The organism is Thermus oshimai DSM 12092, from assembly GCF_000373145.1.
Taxonomy (GTDB): Bacteria; Deinococcota; Deinococci; order Deinococcales; family Thermaceae; genus Thermus; species Thermus oshimai.
Genome location: NZ_KB890603.1, coordinates 298,302 through 317,871 on the forward strand (window position 1 = coordinate 298,302; position 19,570 = coordinate 317,871).

Below are 19,570 nucleotides of genomic sequence, written 5' to 3' on the forward strand. Positions count from 1 at the left end.
TCCTGCTATCATAAGACCAAGATGGAAGAACCCAAGATTACGCCCCTGGCCCGGCGCCTCGCGGAAGAGAACGGGATAGACTGGCGCCTCCTCAAGGGTACGGGCCCCGACGGCACCATCGTGGAGCGGGACGTCCTGGCCTTTTTGGCCAAGGTGATGGCGGGGGAGGTGGACCTGCCCCCGGCCCCCGAGCCTGCCCCGCCCCCTCCTGTGCCGGAGGCCGACCTGCGGCGGGCCCAGGAGGTCCTGGGCCGGGAGGGGGTGGACCTTTCCGAGGTCCTCCCCACCCGGCCCCTCACGGTGGAGATCCGGGAGGAGGAGCTGGACCTCGAGCCCATCCTCCTGGACGACCTGGAGGACCTGGCCCTGGAAGAGCCGGAGCCCGAGCCCGTTTTGGACGCCCAGCCGGAGCCCGTTTTGGAGGAGTGGGAGGAGGACCTCCTGGCCCAGGCCGCCCAGGAGGCGCGGGAAGAGGGGCTGGAGGAAGACCTAGCGCCTGTCCTGGCCTCCTTGGAGGAAGAGGCCCTGCCTGAACCCCTTCTGGAGGAGCTTGAGGACCTGGGGTCCTTGGAGGAGGACCTGCAACAGGAGGTGACCCCCGCCCTGGGGGCCGTGGCCCCAGTCCCCCTGCCCCCGGTGGAGGCGTTTAGGGCCCTAAGGGTCTTCCGCCGCTCTGTGGACCTGAAGGCGGTGGAGGAGGCGGAGGAGGCCTTCGCCCGGGCGTTCGGCGTGCCCAAAACCCCCCTGCCCTTCCTCCTCAAGGCGGCGGAGAGGGCCTTGGCGGAGCTGGGGCTTCCCCTAAGGCCCCTCCTGGGCCGCCTGCAGGGGGAAACCCCCCTGGGCCTCAAGCCCGAAGGCCCCTTCCTGGCCCTCTTCCGGGGGGAAGGGCGGGAGGAGGGGGAGGGCCTCCTCTGCTTCTTCGGGGAAGAGGAGGTCCACACCGGCCGGCCAAGCCTTTTCCTCCTCCCCGAGGGGCTCCTCGCCCTTTCCGGGATGGAAGGGGAGGTGGCCAAGAAGCTTCTGGAGCGGGTGGCCCTGTACCTGGAACACCCCGTCCTGCTCCTGGCCTAACGCCGCTTCCTCCTCCGCTTGCCCGGCACGGGCTCCGGGGGGGCAAGGCCCTCCAGGCGGGCCTCGAGGGCCCTAAGCTCGTCCCGGATCCGGGCCGCCCGCTCAAAGTCCAAGGCCTCCGCCGCCTGCCACATGGCGAGCTCCAGCTCGGCGATGCGCTCCTTCAGGTCCTCCCGGGCCACCTCCTCCAGGGCAGGCCCCTCGTACCCCTCGGGCCGGATGACAGCCCGCACCCCTTTGCGCACCGTTTCGGGCACGATGCCGTGCGCCCGGTTGTAGGCCTCCTGGATGGCCCTTCTCCGGTTGGTTTCCCGGATGGCCCTCTCCATGGCCTCCGACACCTGGTCCGCGTAGAGCCAGACCTCCCCCTTGGCGTTCCGGGCCGCCCGGCCGATGGTCTGGATGAGGCTCCGCTCGCTCCTCAAGAAGCCCGTCTTGTCCGCGTCCAGGATGGCCACCAGGGAGACCTCGGGAAGGTCCAGGCCCTCGCGAAGGAGGTTGATCCCCACCAGGCAGTCAAAGTGCCCAAGCCGCAGGTCCCGGATGAGGGCCTGGCGTTCAAAGGCGTCCAGCTCGTGGTGCAGGTAGCGGGCCCGGATGCCCTGCTCCACCAGGAAGTCCGTGAGCTCTTCCGCCATGCGCACGGTGAGCACGGTGACCAGAGTTCTTTCCCCCCTTTTGGCGCGCTCCCGGATCCCCTCCATGAGGTCCAGGATCTGGTTCTCCGTGGGCTTCACCCGCACCAGGGGGTCCAGAAGCCCCGTGGGGCGGATGATCTGCTCCACCACCCTACCCGAGTGGCCGAGTTCAAACTCCCCCGGGGTGGCGGAGACGAAGACCACCTGGGGGGCGTGCTCTAGGAACTCCTCAAAGCGCAAGGGGCGGTTGTCCAGGGCGGAGGGCAGGCGGAAGCCGTAGTCCACCAGGGTCTTCTTGCGCACGTAGTCCCCCCGGTACATCCCCTGGAGCTGGGGCACGGTCACGTGGGACTCGTCCAGGAAGACCAGGAGGTCCTCGGGGAAGTAGTCCAGGAGGGTGTAGGGGGGTTCTCCCGGGGCCTTCCCCGTGAAGTAGCGGGCGTAGTTCTCCACCCCCGGGCAGGTGCCCATGACCCGGAGCATCTCCAGGTCGTAAAGCGTGCGCTCCTTGAGCCTTTGCGCGTAGAGGAGTTCCCCCCTTTCCTCGAAGTAGCGCACCCGCTCCTCCAGCTCCTTCTTGATCTCCTCCAGGATCTCCTCCAGCCCCTCCGGGGAGAGGTAGTGGGTGGCGGGGAAAAGGACGAAGCCAGGAAGCTCCCTAAGCCGCTCCCCCGTGAGGGGGTGCACCTGGAGGATCCGCTCCACCTCGTCCCCGAAGAGCTCCACCCGGATGGGCTCCGTGTCGTAGGCGGGGAAGATCTCCAGGACCTCCCCCTTGGCCCGGAAGCGGCCCGGGGTGAGGTCCAGGTCGTTCCGCTGGTAGCCCAGGTCCAGAAGCCTTTCCAGGAGGGCCTCCCTTGGGTGGCGCTCCCCCCTTTGGACCACCAGGTTCCGCGCCCGGTACTCCCTTGGGTCCCCCAGGCCGTAGATGGCGGAGACCGAGGCCACCACGATCACGTCCCGGCGGGTGAGGAGGCTTCGGGTGGTGGAGTGGCGCAGGCGCTCTATTTCCGGGTTGATGCTGGCGTCCTTCTCAATGTAGAGGTCCCGGCCCGGCACGTAGGCCTCGGGCTGGTAGTAGTCGTAGTAGCTGATGAAGTACTCCACCGCGTTCTCGGGGAAAAGCTCCCGGAACTCCGCGGCGAGCTGGGCGGCCAGGATCTTGTTGGGGGCCAGGACCAGGGCGGGCCTTCCCAAGGCCTCAATGACCTTGGCCATGGTGACGGTCTTCCCCGTACCCGTGGCCCCGAGAAGGGTGACGAAGCGCTCCCCGTCCCGTAGGGCCTCCACCAGCTCGCGGATGGCCTTGGGCTGGTCCCCCTTGGGCTCGGGGCCGTGGTAGCGGAACATCTCCTTTAGTGTAGCCGGAAAAGGAAACCCCCGCCCACGGGGGGCGGGGGTTGAGCTACCAGCTTCTTAGAACTTCACGCTGTAGGAGATGCTGAAGCCGCGGCCGTAGTCCGTGAAGCTGGTGAGGGTGCCGATGGCGAACTCCCCGTAGGCCACGGTGAGGTCGTAGTACTTGATCTCACCGTAGAAGCCCGCCACCCGGCCCGACTGGGAGCTGGGCGTGGCCAGCCAGGGCGCGGCGATGGGGTCGGGGCTCCGGTAGATCCGGTCGCGGGCGAAGTTGAAGGCCTGGTTACCCGAGCCCACCGTGGGAAGACCCGACCCGGCAAGCAAGTCGCCTTCGTAGTTAGCGTAGGCCACGCTGAAGTTCAGCTTGGGCACCAGGAAGTCCTGGAGCTTGACCCCGGCCCGCCAGTAGAACTCGTAGGCGGTGGTGGCGGAGGTCACCCCAGAGCCGTTGCCCTGGTACTGGGTCTGCCGGTAGGAGGCGGCCCCATCCAGGCTCAGGCCGAAGGCGATGGGGTCGGTGGAGACCTCTACCCCTCCCTTGAGGGTGGTGTAGTCCCCGGTGGGGGCGGTAGTGCCCCCCTGGAGGAAGGTGTGGTAGCGGAAGCCGGGCTTGAGGTTGATGAAGGCCAGCTTGAAAGGCTGGGCCAGGGTGGCGTAGGCCTGGATGTCCGTGTAGCCGGAGACGTAGAAGTTGGCGTACTGGGCGGTGAGGTTGAGGCTAGGCACCAGGGCATCCTGAGCCTTGCCGTCGTGGCTGACCCGCACCCCGAAGCTGGAGGAGTACTTGAAGTTTTCGTTTACGTAGACAAAGAGCCCTCCAGGGGCAATGGCATCTACCTGGGTAGCAAGGTCAAAGTAGTTGCTCCCACCTGTGTAGGCAGCATTGTAGAAGCCGGTCAGGCTGAAGCCCCGGAAGTTGCCTAGGGTTACAGCGGCGCCCAGGGCATCGTAAACCGTACCGGCGCCTAAAGCGTAGTTGCCCTCGCTCTCCGCGTAGCCCTTCACGCTTACCGGGCCGAAGGCGGCGCTGGCTTCCACGCCGAGCCCGCGGGTGTCGGAACCGTAAGGGGCGGAGGATTTAAACCCACCGTACCAGTTGGTGTCCTCGTTTTCAGACATCCCCGCCTGCCCATCGGCGTAGTCTGGGTCCACGGCGTGGTAGTTAGCACTCAGCTTGACGGGACCCAGGTTGACTTCGCCTTGGACGTAGTAGGCCCAGTCGGAAAGCGTGTTGTCGAAGAAGCCGGACACAGGACTGGTGAGGGGCTGAGAGGAAACCCACAGGCCTTTCAGGCTAAGGGGGCCCAGGTTGAGGCCACCATCCGCACCTACAGCAGAGCGGTTTTGGCCTAAGCTGTCAGCGTAGTTCAGGGCCAGGTTCACGTCCTTCAGGGGCTTAAAGTTGCTACGGATGCCGAAGTATTGCCCACTGAGAGCAGGATTGGGATCCGAGGCGGTGGTGCCCGCAACGCCCGCCACCAAGGTCACCTCCGGAGCCAAGGGGAACTTGGTGCCGGAGAAGGTGGCCACCAGGCCCTGGCGAGGGTTAGCCCGGCCGATTTGAGCATCACCCTGGTCCTGGTCGTTAGCGAAGAGGTAGTCGTTGAACTTGAAGAGGCTGGTGTTCCGGTGGTAGGTTACGCTGAAGGCTTGGCCATCCACCGTCCCCTTTACGGTGGCGTTGTTGAAGCGGATGGTGGGCACAGCAAAAGAGCTGGTGAAGGCGTCTGCGGTAACGGTGGCGCTAGCCTCGCTCACCGCTACCCCTTGGGCCGAGGGGGCGGTGTTCTTGAGACCAAAGGTGAGGGAAGCCCCACCGTAGGAGATGTTCCCGCGGGTGGAGTCGGGGTTCTGGACGTTGGAGCCTGTGGCGCCGTACACCCCACTGGAGAAGACGTTCCCCGGGAAGAGGCGGTCGATGTCAAAGGCGGTCCCACCCTGGGTCACCACGGTGCCGTAGGTGGCGGAGAGGCTACCCGAGATGGAGTACTGCACCTTGGAGAGGTCGGCCAGCTTACCCTCCAGGGTAGCGGTCTTGCCCTCCAGAGCGGATACCTTCTCGGAGAGGCCCACCAGGTCGGAACGCAGGGCGGCGGCGAACTCCTGGACCGCGGCCACGTCCTCCTTGCTGGCGAACTGCTCGAAGTCCACGCCCTGCAGGTCGGCGAGGCCCTTCTCCAGGGCGGTCACCCGGTCCTGGAGGGCCAGCACGTCCTGGTTCAGGAGGACGGCCAGCTCGTTCAGGGCCTGGATGGCCTGGGCGTTGGCCTCCACCTGGGTCTGGAGGCCGGCCACGTCGCCCTTCACGCCTTCCAGGTCCTGGGCCAGGGCCTCCAGCTGCTCGGCCAGCTGCTGGGCTTGGGCCAGGGCAGTGTCCGCGGCGATGGAGGCGGCCTCCACCCGGTCGGCGAGGTCCTGGAGGGCGGCCTCGTCCATACCGGGCTCGGGGGCGGGCTGGGCCTTGAGCTCCTCAATGAGGGCCTCGAGGCGGGCGATGTCCTCCTTGGTGGCGGCGCTGTCCTCCAGGGCGGAGACCCGAACGCCAAGGGCGGCCAGCTCGGCGGCCAACTCCTGGACGGCGTTCTTCAGGGCCTCGAGGTCCTCAGCGGACATGGCCTCCATGGTGGGGGACTCGCCCTGCTGCTTCATCTCCGCCTCAATCTGCTGCAGGAGGCGGTAGATGATGAGGGCGGCCTGGTAGCGGGTGAGGGTCTCGTTGCCCCGGAAGGTGCCGTCCGGGAAGCCGACCACGAGCCCCTTGGCCGCCAGGGCCTCCACGGCCTCCTTGGCCCAGTGCCCAGCGGGCACGTCGGAGAACTGGGCTAGACCGAACCCCATGGAGAGGACGGTCAAAAGCCCGGCCAAAAGCATGACTAGCCTTTTCTTCATATTCCCCTACACCTCCTTTGGAGGTCTCCGGGGGTTTTGGCGGGTGAGTTTCCGCGTTTCCTCCCCGCTTAAACCCCGGGCGCAAGGTCAAGAGAGCTCGGAAGAACTTTGACCTTGCATCCGCAGGTATCATAAAAGGCTCATCCACGTCTTGTCAAGCCCAGAAGGCTCCTCTATACTCCCCCTGGGGCGCTTGCCCCTCTAGGCGGGAAGCGCAGGGGGCCATTGGCCTCACGAGGTGGCGGACCCCGAAAGGGGATAACCAAGGGGCCCAAAGGGCCTTTTGGGAAAGGTCGAGGAGATCCGCGGATGCCGCCCGGGGTGGACCCGCCCCGCCCGCCTGAAGACCTCCAAGGGAAAGCCAGCCCCGCGAGGGGGGGACAACCTTAGGAGGAGGGCCTTTGGGGAAGGCATGGGCCTTCCGGGAAAGGGGTGTTATGTGCGGGATCGTGGGCTACGTAGGGTTTAGGAACGCCACGGACGTGCTTTTGGATGGCCTGAAGCGGCTGGAGTACCGGGGGTACGACTCCGCGGGGGTGGCGGTGCGGACGCCTTGGGGCCTTAGGGTGGTGAAGCGCTCAGGGAAGCTTTCCGCCCTGGAGGAGGTCCTGGAGGGGGAGGGGCTTCAAGGGGCTTTGGGCATCGGCCACACCCGCTGGGCCACCCACGGGGCCCCCACGGACCCCAACGCCCACCCCCACACCACGGAGGACGGGCGGATCGCCGTGATCCACAACGGCATCATTGAGAACTACCTGGAGCTCAAGGAGGCCCTCCTCGCCCGGGGGCACCGCTTCAGTTCGGAGACGGACAGCGAGGTCCTGGCCCACCTGATAGAGGAGAAGTACCGGGGGGACCTCTTCCAGGCCCTTAGGGAGGCCCTGAGGGAGGTGCGGGGGGCCTACGCGGTGGTGGCGGTCCACCAGGACCACGAGGAGCTGGTGGCCGCCCGCACGGTGAGCCCCCTGGTGGTGGGGTTAGGGGAAGGGGAGAACTTCCTGGCCTCGGATGTGCCCGCCCTCCTCCCCTACACCCGGCGGGTGATCTTCCTGCAGGACGGGGACCTGGTGCGCCTCACCCGGGAGGGGGTGGAGGTGACGGACCTCGAGGGCCGCCCCCTGGACCGGCCCGTGGAGGAGGTGGACTGGAGCCTGGAGGCCGCGGAGAAGGGGGGCTTTCCCCACTACATGCTGAAGGAGATCTACGAGCAGCCCTGGGTCCTGGAGAACACCCTGGGGGGGCGGCTTTCGGAGGAGCGGGGGGAGGCGGAGCTGGGCCTAGGGCTGGACCCCCTTTCGGTGGACCGGGTGCACCTCATCGCCTGCGGCACCGCGGCCTACGCCGGCTGGTACGGGAAGTACCTCCTGGAGGGCCTGGCTAAGCTCCCCGCGGACTGGGAGGTGGCCAGCGAGTACCGCTACCGCGACCCCGTGGTGGATGGGCGCACCCTGGCGGTGGCCATCAGCCAGTCTGGGGAGACCATAGACACCCTCGAGGCCCTGCGGGAGGCCCGGCGCAAGGGGGCCCGCGCCCTTGGGGTGGTGAACGCCAAGGGCTCCTCCATCACCCGGGAGGTGGAGGAGGTGCTCTACATCCACGCCGGGCCGGAGATCGGGGTGGCCTCCACCAAGGCCTACACCGCCATGCTGGCGGCCATGGCCCTCCTGGCCCTGTGGTTCGCCCGGGCCCGGGGGGTCCTCCCCTTGGAGGAGGCCCGGACCCTCATCCGGGAGATGAAGAAGCTCCCCCGCCTGGTGGAGGAGGCCCTGGAGAAAAGGCCCATCGTGGCCCACATCGCCGAGAAGTACCACCAGGCCCAGGACTTCCTCTTCCTGGGCCGGCACGTCCAGGCCCCCACGGCCTACGAGGGGGCGCTTAAGCTCAAGGAGATCAGCTACATCCACGCGGAGGCCTACCCCGCGGGGGAGATGAAGCACGGGCCCATCGCCCTCATCGACGAGCACCTGCCCGTGGTGGTCCTGGCCACCAAGGGGCCCCTTTACGAGAAGACCCTTTCCAACATCCAGGAGGTGCGGGCCCGGGGGGGGAAGGTGATCGCCATCGCCACCGAGGGGGACGAGGAGATCCGAAAGCTCGCCCAGGACGTGGTCTACGTGCCGGAGGTCCACCCCCTTCTTTCCCCCATCGTGAGCGTGGTGCCCCTCCAGCTCCTGGCCTACGAGGTGGCCGTCCTCCTGGGGCGGGACGTGGACCAGCCCCGGAACCTGGCCAAGAGCGTGACCGTGGAATGACACTCCCCTGACAGGCCCCGCCCTAAACTGGGCTTGTGGCCACCGTGCTCCTGGTGGAGGACGAGCCTGCCGTGCGGCTTGGGGTGCGCCTGGCCCTGGAGCGGGCGGGGCACCGGGTGCTGGAGGCCGGGGACGCCGCCTCCGCCTGGCCCCTTCTTGGGGAGGCGGAGGCGGTGGTGCTGGACTGGATGCTCCCCGACGAGCCTGGGATAAGGCTTTTGGAGAGGATCCGGGAGGGGCCTCACGCGGGGCTTCCCGTCCTCCTCCTCACCGCCCGGGCAGAGGTGCGGGACCGGGTGGAGGGCCTGAGGCGGGGGGCGGACGACTACCTCCCCAAGCCCTTCGCCACGGAGGAGCTTTTGGCCCGCCTCGAGGCCCTCCTCCGCCGCTCCGGGCGCGCCAAGGTGCTCAAGCGGGGGCCCTTGGCCTTGGACCTGGAAAGGCGGGAGGCCCGGCTGGAGGGCAGGCCCCTGGACCTCAGCCGGCGGGAGTTTGACCTCCTCGCCTTCCTGGCCCAGCATCCGGGCCGGGTCTACACCCGGGAGGCGCTTTTGGAGGCGGTCTGGGGGGAGGACTTTTTGGGCACCCCCAGGACCGTGGACCAGCACATCCTGCAGCTTCGGGAGAAGCTGGGGGAAGACCCCAGGGCCCCCCGCTTTTTGGAAACCGTGCGGGGGGTGGGGTACCGCTTCAAGGAGGAAGGGTGAAGGAGGCCCTGGCGGAGGCCTGGGAGGAGGCGCGGGAAGGCCTTCTCCTCCACCAAGACCGGCGGGTGGTCTACCTAAACCCAAGGGCGGCGGAGCTCCTCGGGGTGGACCGGGGGAAGGTCCTGGGGGGGCCCCTCCTCCTGGCCCTTAGGGACCACCGCCTGGAGGCCTTGGCCCTCCACGGGGGGGAGCGGCGCTTTGAGGTACGGGGCCGCCACCTTTGGGCCAAGGCCCTGCCGGGAAGGCTTTACCTTCTGGACGAGACGGAGGTCCAGAAGAGGCTTTCCGAGCTGGAGGAGACCACCCTCCTCCTGGCCCACGAGCTCCGCACCCCCCTGGCGGGCATCGGGCCTCTCCTGGAGGCCCTCACCCCCAGGACCCGGCAGGAGGAGGAGGTCCTTTCCCTCCTGAAAGGGGAGGTGGCGCGCCTCTCCCGCCTGGTCCAGGACCTCTCCCTCACCGCCCCAGGGCCCAAGCGCACCTTCTTCCCTTCCGAGCTTTGGCCCAGGCTGGCCCGGCTCCTCCCCTTGGAGGGGCGGCGGGTGGAGGTGGACCTGGCCCATCCCGTGCGGGCCGACCCCGAAAGGACCTTCCAGATCCTCCTGAACCTTCTGGACAACGCCCTCAAGTACGGCCGGGACCCCATCCGCCTAAGGAGCCGGGAGGAGGGGGGAAGGGTCTTCCTGGAGGTGCGGGACGCGGGGCCACCCCTTTCCGACTACGAGGCCCTCTTCCGCCCACGGCACCGGGGCTTCCAGGGGGGGGCGGGGAGCGGGCTTGGGCTCTATTTGGTGCGCCGCCTGGCCCGGGCCCAGGGGGGGGAGGCCTACGCCAGGAGGGAGGGCGGGGAGAACGTGTTCGGGGTGGTCTTTCCCCTAGACTGAACGTGAGGAGGCGAGATGCGCGAGAGCTTGGATCGGGCGCTGGAGGGGTTGATTTCGGAAACCCTCAGGATGCTTTCCCTGGTGCGGGAGATGACCGAGAAGGCCACGGAGGCCCTGGTGGAAGGGGACGCGGCCAAGGCCCAGGCGGTCATCGCACAGGACAAGGAGGTGGACGCCCTGGAGCTCAAGGTGGAGGATGAGGCCATCAAGGTCATCGCCCGCCACCAGCCCGTGGCCCGGGACCTTAGGCTCATCTTCACCGTGATCAAAAGCCTCACGGACCTGGAGCGGGCGGGGGACTACGCCATGCACGTGGCGGAGGACGCCCTTCTCCTCTCCAAGGAGCCTCCCCTGAAGCGCTACGTGACCCTACCGGAGATGGGGCGCAGGCTCCAGGAGATGATGGACGTCCTCTCCAAGGCGGTGGCCGAGCGGGACGTGGCCCTGGCCCGGAAGGTTCTGGAGCTGGACGACGCGGTGGACGGGCTTTACGAGGAGGTCACCCGGGAGCTCATCACCTACATGATGGAAGACCCCCGCACCATCACCAAGGCCCTCACCCTCATGCGGGTGGCCCGGAGCTACGAGCGGCTTGGGGACCACCTGGAGAACGTGGCCGAGCGGGTGATCTACTGGCTTACCGGCGAGGTGTACAAGGCCCCGGAGGACGCGTACTAGAAGGAAACCTCCCGGAAATCCCTAAGCACCCCCTTGGCCCCGGCCTCGAGGAGGGCCTCCTTGGGGTGGCCCGTGAGGAGGGCGTAGGTGGGGATGCCGGCCCCCACCGCGCTCCTTACCCCTGCGGGGGAGTCCTCAAAGGCCAGGGCCTCCTCCGGCCCCACCCCGAGGCGCTTTAGGGCCACCCGGTAGGGGAGGGGGTCGGGCTTGCCCCGGCCCACCTCCTCCGCCAGCACGAGCAGGGGAGGCTCCAGCCCCAGGGCCTCCAGCACGTGGCGGGCGTTCTCCTTAGGGGCGTTGGTCACCACGGCCCAGAGGAGGCCCTTGGCCTTCGCCTTTTCCAGAAGTTCCGGGAGCCCGGGGGTGGGCCTTAGCCCCTGGGCCAGGGTGCGGAAAAGGGCCTCCTTCCGGGCGATGATCGCCTCCGCCCTTTCCCCTTCCCATCCCAGGAGGTCTTTCACGATTTCGGGGTTCAGGCGGCCGGAGATCCGCTTTCGGTAGAAGAGGGGGTCCACCTCGAGGCCAAAGGGCTTTAGGACCTCCCGCCAGGCCAGGAGGTGCAGGGGGTCGGTGTCCGCCAGGGTGCCGTCCAGGTCAAAGAGGAGGGCCTTAAGCACGCTGTTCCTCCGCCAGGGGGATGAGGGAGAGGAGGGCCAGGACCAGGGCCAGAAACCCCAAGGGGATCCCGGACGGGGGTAGGAAGGCGAAGAGGGCGGGGACCAGGGTGCTCCCCAGGGCCCCCGCGTAGAAGAGCCCTCCTAGGGCTTGATGGCCGAAGCGGGCCTGCACCACCGCGAAGAGGGTGGAGAAGAAGGGCCCCAGGAAGAAGCCCACCAGGGGGAAGAGGTAGGCCCCCGGGGGGAGGAGGTTTAGGCCGAGGAGGAGGGCCACCAAGAGGAGGAGGCGCCTTAGGGCCTTCAAGGGCGCCTCCGCCACCCGCCGGGCCAAAAGGAGCCGCCCCAGGGAGAGGCCCAGCCAGTAAAGCCCGAGGAGCACCCCCCCTAAGGCGGTGGGGCGGCCCAGGTGCTCCAGCCAGACCCGGTTCCAGGCGGCCAAGGCCCCTTCCAGCCCCGTGTAGAGCCCCACCAGGAGGAGAAAGGGGAGGACCCGCCCGCCCCCTTCCGCCCGCCGGCCCGCCACCTGGGGGGCGCCCCAGAGGAGGAGGCCCGCCCCCAAGGCCAAAAAGCCCGCTAAGGCCAGGGCCAGGGGGTAGGGGAGGTAGGTGAGGAGGAGGGGGGTGGCCACCGCCCCCAGACCGAAGCCCACGTTCACCCGGTTTAGGAGCTCCACCCGCCGCTTGGGGTCCAGCTCCCCCACCAGGCTGTTGCCGTGGACGTTCATCACCCCTTCCCCCAGGCCCAGGAAGAAGGCCAGGCCCACCACCCCGGGGAAGGAGGGGGCCAGGGCCAGGCCGAAGAAGGCCAGGGCCACCAGGAGGAGCGCTCCGGGAAGGAGGGGGTGCCGCCTTTCCCCCCTGGCCAGGCGCACGCCGAGGAGGAGGCCCGCAAGGAGGGCTAGGAAAAAGCCCGAAACCTCCTCCCCCACCCCGTAGGCCGCCCGCCAGTGGGGGAGGGCCGCCCCCGGGAGGGCCACGATGACCCCCACCAGGAAAAGGGCCAGGAAGGCGCCAGCGAAAAAGCGCACGCCCCCCATTCTTCCCCCCGCTGACCCTTTGGTCAATAATGGGAGGCATGGAGGGAGCCTTGGAGAGGGCGCTGAAGGGGGAAGGGGTGTTCGCCTTCCCCGGGGTCCTCTGGGTGCGGGGGCCCGACGCCCCCTCCTTTCTCCAGGGCCAGACCACCCGGGACGTGCGCCGCCTAAAGGGGCCCACGGGGACCCTTTTCCTGAACCACAAGGGCCAGATTGAGGAAGCGGCGACCCTTTTTCCCCACACGGAGGGCTTTCTCCTCGCCCCTTGGGGGAGGCTGGAGGACCTCAAGGCCCGGCTGAAGCGCTACATCGTGTTCGACCAGGTGGAGCTCGTGGAGCTTCCCCTTTACCGCCTGGTCTACGCGGACAGGCGGGAGGCCCTAGGGGAAAGCGGGGAAGGGGCCTGGCCTTCCGAGCTTTACCCCCCTTTCGCCCTCCTCAAGGGCCTGCCCCTTTTGGAGGCCATCCGGGGGGAGCTCCCCCAGGCGGTGGGCCTCGAGGGCCTGGTGGACCGGGGCAAGGGGTGCTACGTGGGCCAGGAGATCATGGCCCGCACGGAAGGGAAGGCGGTGCACCGCCGTCTGGTGGGGCTTCAGGCCCTAAGCCCTTCCGCCGCTTTGGGCCCCCTTTCCTTTGAGGGGCGGGCGGTGGGGGAGGCCAAGCTCCTCCTCCCCACGCCCTTCGGCCTTCTGGGCCTGGGGGTGGTGCGGCAGGAGGTGCCCTTCGGGGCGGAGGTGGAAGGGGACGAGGGGCGGTTTAGGCTCCTCCCCTGGCCCTTCGGGGGGGAAGCATGGAGCGAGCAGAGATCCTAGGCGTGGGCACGGAGCTCATCTACGGGGAGACCCTGGACACCAACACCGCGGAGATCGCCCGCGCCCTCAAGCCCTACGCCCTAAAGGTGGAAAGGACGCTGCGGATCGTGGACGAGGTGGGCCCCCTGGCGGAGGCGGTGCGGGAGGCCTGGGGGAGGGCTCGGCTTTTGGTCCTCTCCGGGGGCTTAGGCCCCACCCCGGACGACGTGACCCGGGAGGCGGTGGCCCTGGCCCTGGGGGAGCCTTTGGAGCTGGACGAGGAGGTGCTTTCGGAGATCCGGGCCCTTTTCCAGGCCCGGGGCCGCCCCATGCCCGAGGCCAACCGCAAGCAGGCCCTTAAGATCCCTTCCGCCCGCTGGCTGAAAAACCCCCGGGGCACCGCCCCCGGGTGGTGGGTGAGGAAGGAGGGGAAGGACCTCGTCCTCCTGCCCGGGCCCCCTTCCGAGTGGCGGCCCATGTGGGCGGAGGTCCTTCCCGCCCTCGGCATCCCCCGCCGCCCCTACGCGGAGCGGGTTTTCAAGACCTGGGGCATCGGGGAGTCGGAGATCGTGGAACGGCTGGGCGAGCTCTTTGTGAGGGAAGAGGGGCTGGAGGTGGGCACCTACCCCAAGGCCCACGGGGTGGAGGTGGTCCTAAGGGGGGAGGAGGCCCGGGTGGTGGAGCTTGCGGAAAAGGTGAAGAAAAAACTCCTAAAGGAGATCTGGGGCGAGGGGGAGCTCACCTTGGCCGAGGCGGTGAAGCGCCGCCTGGAGCTGGAGGGGGCCACTTTGGCCACCATGGAAAGCCTCACCGGGGGGCTTTTGGGCGCGGAGATCACCCGGGTGCCGGGGGCGAGCCGGGTGTACCTGGGGGGCGTGGTATCCTATTCCGTAGGGGCCAAGGCCCGCTTCGGTGTGCCCGAGGAGCTCCTTAAGAAGACGGTCTCCGCGGAAACCGCCAAGGCCATGGCGGAGGCGGCCCGGGGTCTTTTCGGGGCCACCTACGCCCTCTCCACCACGGGCGTGGCGGGGCCGGACCCCCTGGAGGACGAGCCCGTGGGCACGGTCTACGTGGCCCTGGCGGGGCCCAAGGGTACGGAGGCCCGCCGCTACCGCTTCCTGGGGGACCGGGAGACCGTAAGGCTCCGCGCGGTCTACGCCGCCTTGGCCCTCTTCCTGACATGAGGCTCTTCTACGCGGTCTTCCTACCCCAAGAGATCCAAGAGGCCCTCAAGGAGGCCCAGGCCAAGGTGGCCCCCTTCAAGGGCTGGAAGCCCACACCCCCCCACCAGCTCCACCTGACCCTCCTCTTTCTGGGGGAGAGGCCGGAAGGGGAGCTGGACGACCTCCTGGCCCTGGGGCACCGCCTCGGGCGCACCACTCCGCCCTTCACCGCCCACCTTAGGGGCACGGGCTACTTCCCCAACGAGGGCTCCCCCCGGGTCTGGTTCGCCAAGGCCGAGGGGGAGGGCTTCACCTGGCTGGCGGAGGCCCTAAGGGCGGAGCTTGGGGACCCTGACCCCAAGCCCTTCAAGCCCCACATCACCCTGGCGCGCAAGAAGGGCCCCGCCCCCCGGGTGCCCCCCGTGGTCTTCGCCCTTTCCTGGCCGGTGGAGGAGTTCGCCCTGGTGCGCTCGGAGCTCAGGCGCAAGGGGCCCGTCTACACCATTCTGGAAAGATTTCCCCTAAGAGGTGACCATGAACGAGGAGAAGAAGAAGGCCCTAGAGAACGCGCTTAGGACCATAGAAAAGACCTTTGGCAAGGGCGCCGTCATGCGCCTGGGGGAGGTGCCCAAGCTCCAGGTGGACGTGATCCCCACGGGCTCCTTGGGCCTGGACCTGGCCCTAGGGATCGGGGGGATTCCCCGGGGGCGGATCATCGAGATCTACGGCCCCGAGTCCGGGGGCAAGACCACCTTGGCCCTCACCATCATCGCCCAGGCCCAGAAGCAGGGAGGGGTGGCGGCCTTCGTGGACGCGGAGCACGCCCTGGATCCCCTTTACGCCGCCAAGCTCGGGGTGAACCTGGAAGACCTCCTGGTCTCCCAGCCGGACACCGGGGAGCAGGCCCTGGAGATCGTGGAGCTCCTGGCCCGTTCGGGGGCGGTGGACGTCATCGTGGTGGACTCCGTGGCCGCCCTGGTGCCCCGGGCGGAGATCGAGGGGGAGATGGGGGACCAGCACGTGGGCCTCCAGGCAAGGCTCATGAGCCAGGCCCTGAGGAAGCTCACCGCGGTGCTCTCCAAGAGCAACACCGCGGCCATCTTCATCAACCAGGTGCGGGAGAAGGTGGGGGTGATGTACGGCAACCCCGAGACCACCCCCGGGGGCCGGGCGCTCAAGTTTTACTCCAGCGTCCGCCTGGACGTGCGCAAAAGCGGCCAGCCCATCAAGGTGGGCAACGAGGCCGTGGGCATCCGGGTGAAGGTGAAGGTGGTGAAGAACAAGCTGGCCCCGCCCTTTAGGGAGACGGAGCTGGAGATCTACTTCGGCCGGGGCCTGGACCCGGTGATGGACCTGGTGAACGTGGCCGTGGCCGCGGGGGTCATAGAGAAGGCGGGCTCCTGGTTCTCCTACGGGGAAAGCCGCTTAGGCCAGGGCAAGGAGAAGGCCGCGGACTACCTCCGGGAGCGCCCCGAGCTTCTGGAGGAGATCCGGGCCAAGGTGCTGGAGCGGGCGAACGAGGTGGTCCTGGTGGCCTCGGAGGACGAGGGGGCGTAGATGAGCCTTCTGGACCTGGTCCTTTTGCTTTTGGTCCTGGTCCTCTCCGGGGCCCTTTTCCTCCGCCGCAAGGGGGAGGATGGGGAGGCCAGGCGCCTCCTCGAGGCCGCCCGGGAGGAGGCCCGCCTGGCCCTGGAGGCCGCCCGCAAGGAGGCCAGGGACCTTCTGGAAGCCGCCCGGGCCGAGGCCCGGGCCCTTAAGGAGGGGGCGGAGGCCAAGGCCCGGGAGCTGGAGGCGGACCTGAGGCGCCGCCTGGAGGAGGAGTCTAAGGAGGCAAGAAGGCGCCTGGAGGAGGCCGAGGCCCGGCTTAGGGCGGAACGGGAGGAGCTTAGGGGGGAGAGGGAGCGCCTCCTGGCCCTCCAGGCGGAGCTTAAGGGGGAGCGGGAGCGGCTTAAGGAGGAAAGGGAGGAGCTTCGCCGGGAAGCGGAGCGCCTTTCCAAACGGGGCGAGGCCCTAGATGCCCGGGCCCTCCGCCTGGACGCCTTGGAGGAGGCCCTGGCCAAGCGGGAGGAGGCCCTCAAGGAGAAGGAATCCCTCCTCCTGGAACGGGAGAAGGAGGTGGAGCGGCGCCTCTTTGAGGTGGCGGGCCTCACCCCCGAGGAGGCCCGGCGCGTGGTTTTGGAGAAGCTGGACCAGGAGCTGGAGGAGGAGAAGGCCCAGAGGGTGCGGGCTGCCCTGGAGCGGGCCCGCCTCGAGGCCAAGCGGGAGGCCCAGAAGATCCTGGCCCAGGCCATGCAGCGCCAGGCCTCGGAGACCGCGGCCCAGCTTGCCGTTTCCGTGGTGCCCCTCCCCTCGGACGCCATGAAGGGCCGGATCATCGGGCGCGAGGGGCGGAACATCCGCACCTTTGAGGCCCTCACGGGGGTGGACCTCATCATCGACGACACCCCGGAGGCGGTGCTCCTCTCCAGCTTCAACCCCATCCGCCGGGAGATCGCCCGCATGGCCCTGGAGGAGCTCTTGAAGGACGGCCGCATCCACCCAAGCCGCATCGAGGAGGTGGTGGAGAAGGCCAAGAACGAGATGAAGACCTTCATCTACGAACGGGGGGAGGAGGCCGCCCTGGAGGCCGGGGTGGTGGGGCTAAAGCCCGGCCTCATCCAGCTCCTAGGCCGCCTCCACTTCCGTTCCAGCTACGGCCAGAACGTCCTCAAGCACTCCGTCCAGGTGGCCCACCTCACGGGGATCATGGCCGCGGAGCTGGGCCTGGACGCGGGGCTGGCCAGAAGGGCTGGGCTTCTCCACGACATCGGCAAGAGCGTGGACCGGGAGGTGGAGGGGAGCCACGTGGAGATCGGCATCGCCCTGGCCCGGCGCTTCGGGGAGCCTCCGGAGGTCATCGACGCCATCGCCCACCACCACGACCCCGAGAACGCCGAGACCCTCTACGCCGTCTTGGTGGCCGCGGCGGACGCCCTTTCCGCCGCCCGCCCGGGGGCCAGGCGGGAGTCCTTGGAGGAGTACCTCCAGCGCCTCGAGGCCCTGGAGCGCATCGCCCTCTCCTTCCCCGGGGTGGAGACGGCCTTTGCGGTGCAGGCGGGGCGGGAGGTCCGGGTCATCGTCAAGCCGGACAAGATCACCGACGCCAAGGCCACCCTCCTGGCCCGGGAGATCGCGAGCCGGATTGAGCGGGAGATGAACTACCCCGGCCAGGTCCAGGTCACGGTGGTCCGGGAGACCCGGGCGGTGGACTTCGCCCGGTAGGCTAGAATGGGGCGATATGTTTAGGGGCGAGGACATCGGGATTGACCTGGGGACGGCCAGCGTCCTCATCTACGTGCGGGGGAAGGGCATCGTCCTAAAAGAGCCCTCCGTGATCGCCGTGGTCCAGGGGAAGAAGGAGGTGAAGGCCGTGGGGGCGGAGGCCTACCGCATGCTGGGCCGCACCCCGGGGAACATCGTGGCCGTGCGGCCCCTCAAAGACGGGGTCATCGCCGACTACGCCCTCACCGAGCGGATGCTCCTCCTCTTCCTGCAGAAGGTCCTCTCCCCCATGAGCCGCTTCTTCAAGCCCCGGGTCATGGTGGGGGTGCCCTCGGGGGTCACGGACGTGGAGCGGCGGGCGGTGGTCCAGGCGGTCTCCACCATGGCCCAGAAGGTCTACCTCATTGAAGAACCCCTGGCCGCGGCCATCGGGGCGGGGATCAACGTGGCCGAGCCCACGGGGAGCATGGTGGTGGACATCGGCGGGGGCTCCACGGACATCGCGGTGATCTCCTTAGGGGGCATCGTGCGCTCGGAAAGCCTGAGGATCGCGGGGAACGAGATGGACCAGGCCATCATCCGCCACATCCGCACCAAGTACAACCTCCTCATCGGCGAGCGCACCGCGGAGGAGCTCAAGATCCAGCTGGGCCGGGCCAAGGTCCTCCCGGGGGAGGAAAAAGAGGTGGCCGAGGTCCGGGGCCGCGACCTGGTCTCCGGCCTGCCCCGCACCGCGGAGATCCCCGCGGAGGACGTGGCCGAGGCCCTGAAGGAGCCCCTGGAGAAGATCTTTGAGGGGGTGAAGGCCGTCCTCGAGACCACGCCCCCGGAACTGGCCGCGGACATCTACGAGCGGGGCATCCTCCTCACGGGGGGCGGGGCCCTCCTCAAGAACCTGGACCTCGCCCTGCAGGAGGCCACGGGGGTGCCGGTGGTGGTGGCGGAGAACCCCATTGAGGCCGTGGCCCTGGGCACGGGGAAGGCCCTGGAGATGCTCCACGTCCTGGAAAACGCCGTCCTCTCCTCCGACGACGTCTTAAGGAGGTAAAGGATGGAGATCGGGGAGATCCTGGCCCTCCTGCCCCACCGCTACCCCTTTCTCCTCATCGACCGCGTCCTCCACGCGGACGAGAAGACCTTCCGCGTCCTGAAAAACGTCACCTTCAACGAGCCCCACTTCCAGGGGCACTTCCCGGGGAGGCCCATCATGCCCGGGGTGCTGATCCTGGAGGCCATGGCCCAGGCCGCGGTGGCCGTGGTGGCCCGCCAGCCGGGGTTCAAGCCGGGGGGCCTGGCCTTCCTGGCCGGGGTGGAGGAGGCGCGGTTTAGGAAGCCTGTGGTCCCCGGGGACACCCTCATCCTGGAGGGGGAGCTCCTCCTCTTCCGGAGGGGCATCGGCAAGGTGGCCGTGCGGGCCCTGGTGGAAGGGGAGGAGCGGGCGAAGGCGGTCCTCACCTTCGCCCTAGGGGAGGCCTGATGGCCGACCTCACCGCCTACCTGAAGCGGGCCCGGGGGGGGCGGGTGGTGCGCACGGGGTTCCTAGACCCCGAGGACCAGGCCCTTTTGGAGGAAAGGGCCCGGGGGGAGGGGCTCAGGGTGGCCTTCTTCGGGGGCTTCCCCCTGGCCGAGCGCAAGGTGGCCGTGCTGTACCCGGAGGAGATCCCCCAGGTTTCCGACCCCGTGGAGGTGGTCTTCCTCAAGGAGGAGCCCCCGGAGCTGGGGGAGGCCGTGGGGGACGTGGTGCCCTGGGAGGAGGGCTTTTTGGTGGCCCTCCTCCCTGAGGGGAAGAAGGCCCTGGGGGAACGGGTTCTCCCGGCGCCCGAAGGGGCCTTGGGCGCGGCCCAGGAAAGGGTGCGCACCCTGGTGGTCCCCTCCTTAAGGGTGGACGCGGTGGGGGCCAAGGGGTTTGGGGTTTCCCGCACCTACTTCGCCCAAGGGGTAAAGGCGGGGAAGGTGCGCCTAAAGGGGAAACCCGCCTCCCCCAAGGCGGAGATGGCCCCGGGGGACACCCTCGAGGCCGAAGGCCTCGGGACCCTGAAACTCCTGGAGGTGCTTGGCGAAACCCGCAAGGGGAACTATAAAATCAAGGTGGAGGTGGTGCGCCCATTGACGAAAGGGCCCGCCACCCCTTAGGCTAAGCTTTGTGCTCTTTGGTCGGGCCAAGGGAGCACGGTAAGAGCCAGCCGCCGCAAGGGGGAGGCCCCCTTGCGGAAGAACCCTGTTAGCT

Annotated in this window: 17 protein-coding genes; 13 read left to right on the forward strand and 4 right to left on the reverse strand. The window is 68.5% G+C overall.

Annotated features, from left to right (window positions below):
- Window positions 1-21 precede the first annotated feature (21 nt).
- Window positions 22-1,071 (forward strand): E3 binding domain-containing protein, encoded by a 1,050-nt coding sequence (locus B043_RS0103880; RefSeq protein WP_026234119.1) that lies wholly within the window; start codon window positions 22-24, stop codon window positions 1,069-1,071.
- Here the strand turns inward: B043_RS0103880 and uvrB are convergent.
- Together uvrB and B043_RS0103890 are read right to left on the reverse strand one after the other, a co-directional pair.
- Window positions 1,068-3,059, reverse strand: coding sequence for an excinuclease ABC subunit UvrB (gene uvrB / locus B043_RS0103885; protein WP_018461015.1), 1,992 nt, complete (start codon window positions 3,057-3,059; stop codon window positions 1,068-1,070). The two genes, B043_RS0103880 and uvrB, sit on opposite strands and share 4 nt — an antisense overlap.
- Window positions 3,060-3,125: 66 nt before the next feature.
- Window positions 3,126-5,957 carry an S-layer homology domain-containing protein gene (locus B043_RS0103890; RefSeq protein WP_026234120.1) on the reverse strand — a complete coding sequence of 944 codons (2,832 nt, stop codon included), beginning with the start codon at window positions 5,955-5,957 and terminating at the stop codon, window positions 3,126-3,128.
- 437 nt (window positions 5,958-6,394) lie between these two features.
- On the opposite strand from B043_RS0103890, the gene glmS reads away from it, so the two are divergent.
- The 4 genes from glmS to phoU are packed head-to-tail and all read left to right on the forward strand — an operon-like array spanning window position 6,395 to window position 10,478.
- The gene (gene glmS, locus B043_RS0103900) at window positions 6,395-8,209 is read left to right on the forward strand and encodes a glutamine--fructose-6-phosphate transaminase (isomerizing) (RefSeq protein ID WP_018461018.1); all 1,815 of its coding nucleotides are present in this window, start codon (window positions 6,395-6,397) and stop codon (window positions 8,207-8,209) included.
- 35 nt (window positions 8,210-8,244) lie between these two features.
- Window positions 8,245-8,916, forward strand: a complete 672-nt coding sequence (locus B043_RS0103905; RefSeq protein ID WP_016328454.1) for a response regulator transcription factor — start codon at window positions 8,245-8,247, stop codon at window positions 8,914-8,916.
- Entirely contained in the window at window positions 8,913-9,800 is an 888-nt protein-coding gene (locus B043_RS0103910; protein ID WP_016328455.1) for a PAS domain-containing sensor histidine kinase, read from the forward strand. The genes B043_RS0103905 and B043_RS0103910 overlap by 4 nt, the downstream gene beginning before the upstream one ends.
- A 15-nt stretch (window positions 9,801-9,815) precedes the next feature.
- Window positions 9,816-10,478, forward strand: coding sequence for a phosphate signaling complex protein PhoU (phoU, locus tag B043_RS0103915; RefSeq protein WP_016328456.1), 663 nt, complete (start codon window positions 9,816-9,818; stop codon window positions 10,476-10,478).
- On the opposite strand, the gene B043_RS0103920 is transcribed toward phoU, so the two are convergent.
- Window positions 10,475-11,095 carry an HAD family hydrolase gene (locus B043_RS0103920; RefSeq protein WP_016328457.1) on the reverse strand — a complete coding sequence of 207 codons (621 nt, stop codon included), beginning with the start codon at window positions 11,093-11,095 and terminating at the stop codon, window positions 10,475-10,477. The genes phoU and B043_RS0103920 overlap by 4 nt on opposite strands.
- The gene (locus B043_RS0103925; protein ID WP_018461019.1) at window positions 11,088-12,131 is read right to left on the reverse strand and encodes an MFS transporter; all 1,044 of its coding nucleotides are present in this window, start codon (window positions 12,129-12,131) and stop codon (window positions 11,088-11,090) included. Before B043_RS0103925 ends, B043_RS0103920 begins: the two co-directional genes overlap by 8 nt.
- A gap of 38 nt (window positions 12,132-12,169) precedes the next feature.
- On the opposite strand from B043_RS0103925, the gene B043_RS0103930 reads away from it, so the two are divergent.
- Genes B043_RS0103930 through B043_RS0103965 form a run of 8 tightly spaced genes read left to right on the forward strand, consistent with a single transcriptional unit; the run spans window position 12,170 to window position 19,476 of the window.
- Entirely contained in the window at window positions 12,170-12,940 is a 771-nt protein-coding gene (locus B043_RS0103930) for a YgfZ family protein (protein WP_016328459.1), read from the forward strand.
- A complete protein-coding gene (locus tag B043_RS0103935; protein ID WP_018461020.1) occupies window positions 12,919-14,103 on the forward strand; it encodes a CinA family nicotinamide mononucleotide deamidase-related protein in 1,185 nt (394 codons plus the stop codon). The genes B043_RS0103930 and B043_RS0103935 overlap by 22 nt, the downstream gene beginning before the upstream one ends.
- Window positions 14,100-14,657: an RNA 2',3'-cyclic phosphodiesterase gene (thpR, locus tag B043_RS0103940; RefSeq protein WP_016328461.1), complete on the forward strand. Its 558-nt coding sequence runs from the start codon at window positions 14,100-14,102 to the stop codon at window positions 14,655-14,657. Before B043_RS0103935 ends, thpR begins: the two co-directional genes overlap by 4 nt.
- Window positions 14,617-15,639 carry a recombinase RecA gene (gene recA, locus B043_RS0103945; protein ID WP_018461021.1) on the forward strand — a complete coding sequence of 341 codons (1,023 nt, stop codon included), beginning with the start codon at window positions 14,617-14,619 and terminating at the stop codon, window positions 15,637-15,639. Before thpR ends, recA begins: the two co-directional genes overlap by 41 nt.
- On the forward strand, window positions 15,640-17,343 hold the full coding sequence (gene rny, locus B043_RS0103950) for a ribonuclease Y (protein ID WP_018461022.1): 1,704 nt from the start codon (window positions 15,640-15,642) through the stop codon (window positions 17,341-17,343).
- Window positions 17,344-17,359: 16 nt separating this feature from the next.
- A complete protein-coding gene (mreB, locus tag B043_RS0103955; RefSeq protein WP_016328464.1) occupies window positions 17,360-18,391 on the forward strand; it encodes a rod shape-determining protein in 1,032 nt (343 codons plus the stop codon).
- Between the two features lie 3 nt (window positions 18,392-18,394).
- Window positions 18,395-18,820: a 3-hydroxyacyl-ACP dehydratase FabZ gene (gene fabZ / locus B043_RS0103960; RefSeq protein ID WP_018461023.1), complete on the forward strand. Its 426-nt coding sequence runs from the start codon at window positions 18,395-18,397 to the stop codon at window positions 18,818-18,820.
- Entirely contained in the window at window positions 18,820-19,476 is a 657-nt protein-coding gene (locus tag B043_RS0103965) for an RNA-binding protein (RefSeq protein ID WP_018461024.1), read from the forward strand. The genes fabZ and B043_RS0103965 overlap by 1 nt, the downstream gene beginning before the upstream one ends.
- The last annotated feature ends 94 nt before the right edge of the window (window positions 19,477-19,570 follow it).

What these genes read in the sequence shown, in the direction of transcription:
- B043_RS0103880 (WP_026234119.1), top strand. Translation starts at nt 22, where the DNA reads ATGGAAGAACCCAAGATTACGCCCCTGGCCCGGCGCCTCGCGGAAGAG.
- uvrB (WP_018461015.1), bottom strand. Translation starts at nt 3,059, where the DNA reads ATGTTCCGCTACCACGGCCCCGAGCCCAAGGGGGACCAGCCCAAGGCC.
- B043_RS0103890 (WP_026234120.1), bottom strand. Translation starts at nt 5,957, where the DNA reads ATGAAGAAAAGGCTAGTCATGCTTTTGGCCGGGCTTTTGACCGTCCTC.
- glmS (WP_018461018.1), top strand. Translation starts at nt 6,395, where the DNA reads ATGTGCGGGATCGTGGGCTACGTAGGGTTTAGGAACGCCACGGACGTG.
- phoU (WP_016328456.1), top strand. Translation starts at nt 9,816, where the DNA reads ATGCGCGAGAGCTTGGATCGGGCGCTGGAGGGGTTGATTTCGGAAACC.
- B043_RS0103925 (WP_018461019.1), bottom strand. Translation starts at nt 12,131, where the DNA reads ATGGGGGGCGTGCGCTTTTTCGCTGGCGCCTTCCTGGCCCTTTTCCTG.
- B043_RS0103930 (WP_016328459.1), top strand. Translation starts at nt 12,170, where the DNA reads ATGGAGGGAGCCTTGGAGAGGGCGCTGAAGGGGGAAGGGGTGTTCGCC.
- B043_RS0103935 (WP_018461020.1), top strand. Translation starts at nt 12,919, where the DNA reads ATGGAGCGAGCAGAGATCCTAGGCGTGGGCACGGAGCTCATCTACGGG.
- thpR (WP_016328461.1), top strand. Translation starts at nt 14,100, where the DNA reads ATGAGGCTCTTCTACGCGGTCTTCCTACCCCAAGAGATCCAAGAGGCC.
- recA (WP_018461021.1), top strand. Translation starts at nt 14,617, where the DNA reads ATGAACGAGGAGAAGAAGAAGGCCCTAGAGAACGCGCTTAGGACCATA.
- rny (WP_018461022.1), top strand. Translation starts at nt 15,640, where the DNA reads ATGAGCCTTCTGGACCTGGTCCTTTTGCTTTTGGTCCTGGTCCTCTCC.
- mreB (WP_016328464.1), top strand. Translation starts at nt 17,360, where the DNA reads ATGTTTAGGGGCGAGGACATCGGGATTGACCTGGGGACGGCCAGCGTC.
- fabZ (WP_018461023.1), top strand. Translation starts at nt 18,395, where the DNA reads ATGGAGATCGGGGAGATCCTGGCCCTCCTGCCCCACCGCTACCCCTTT.
- B043_RS0103965 (WP_018461024.1), top strand. Translation starts at nt 18,820, where the DNA reads ATGGCCGACCTCACCGCCTACCTGAAGCGGGCCCGGGGGGGGCGGGTG.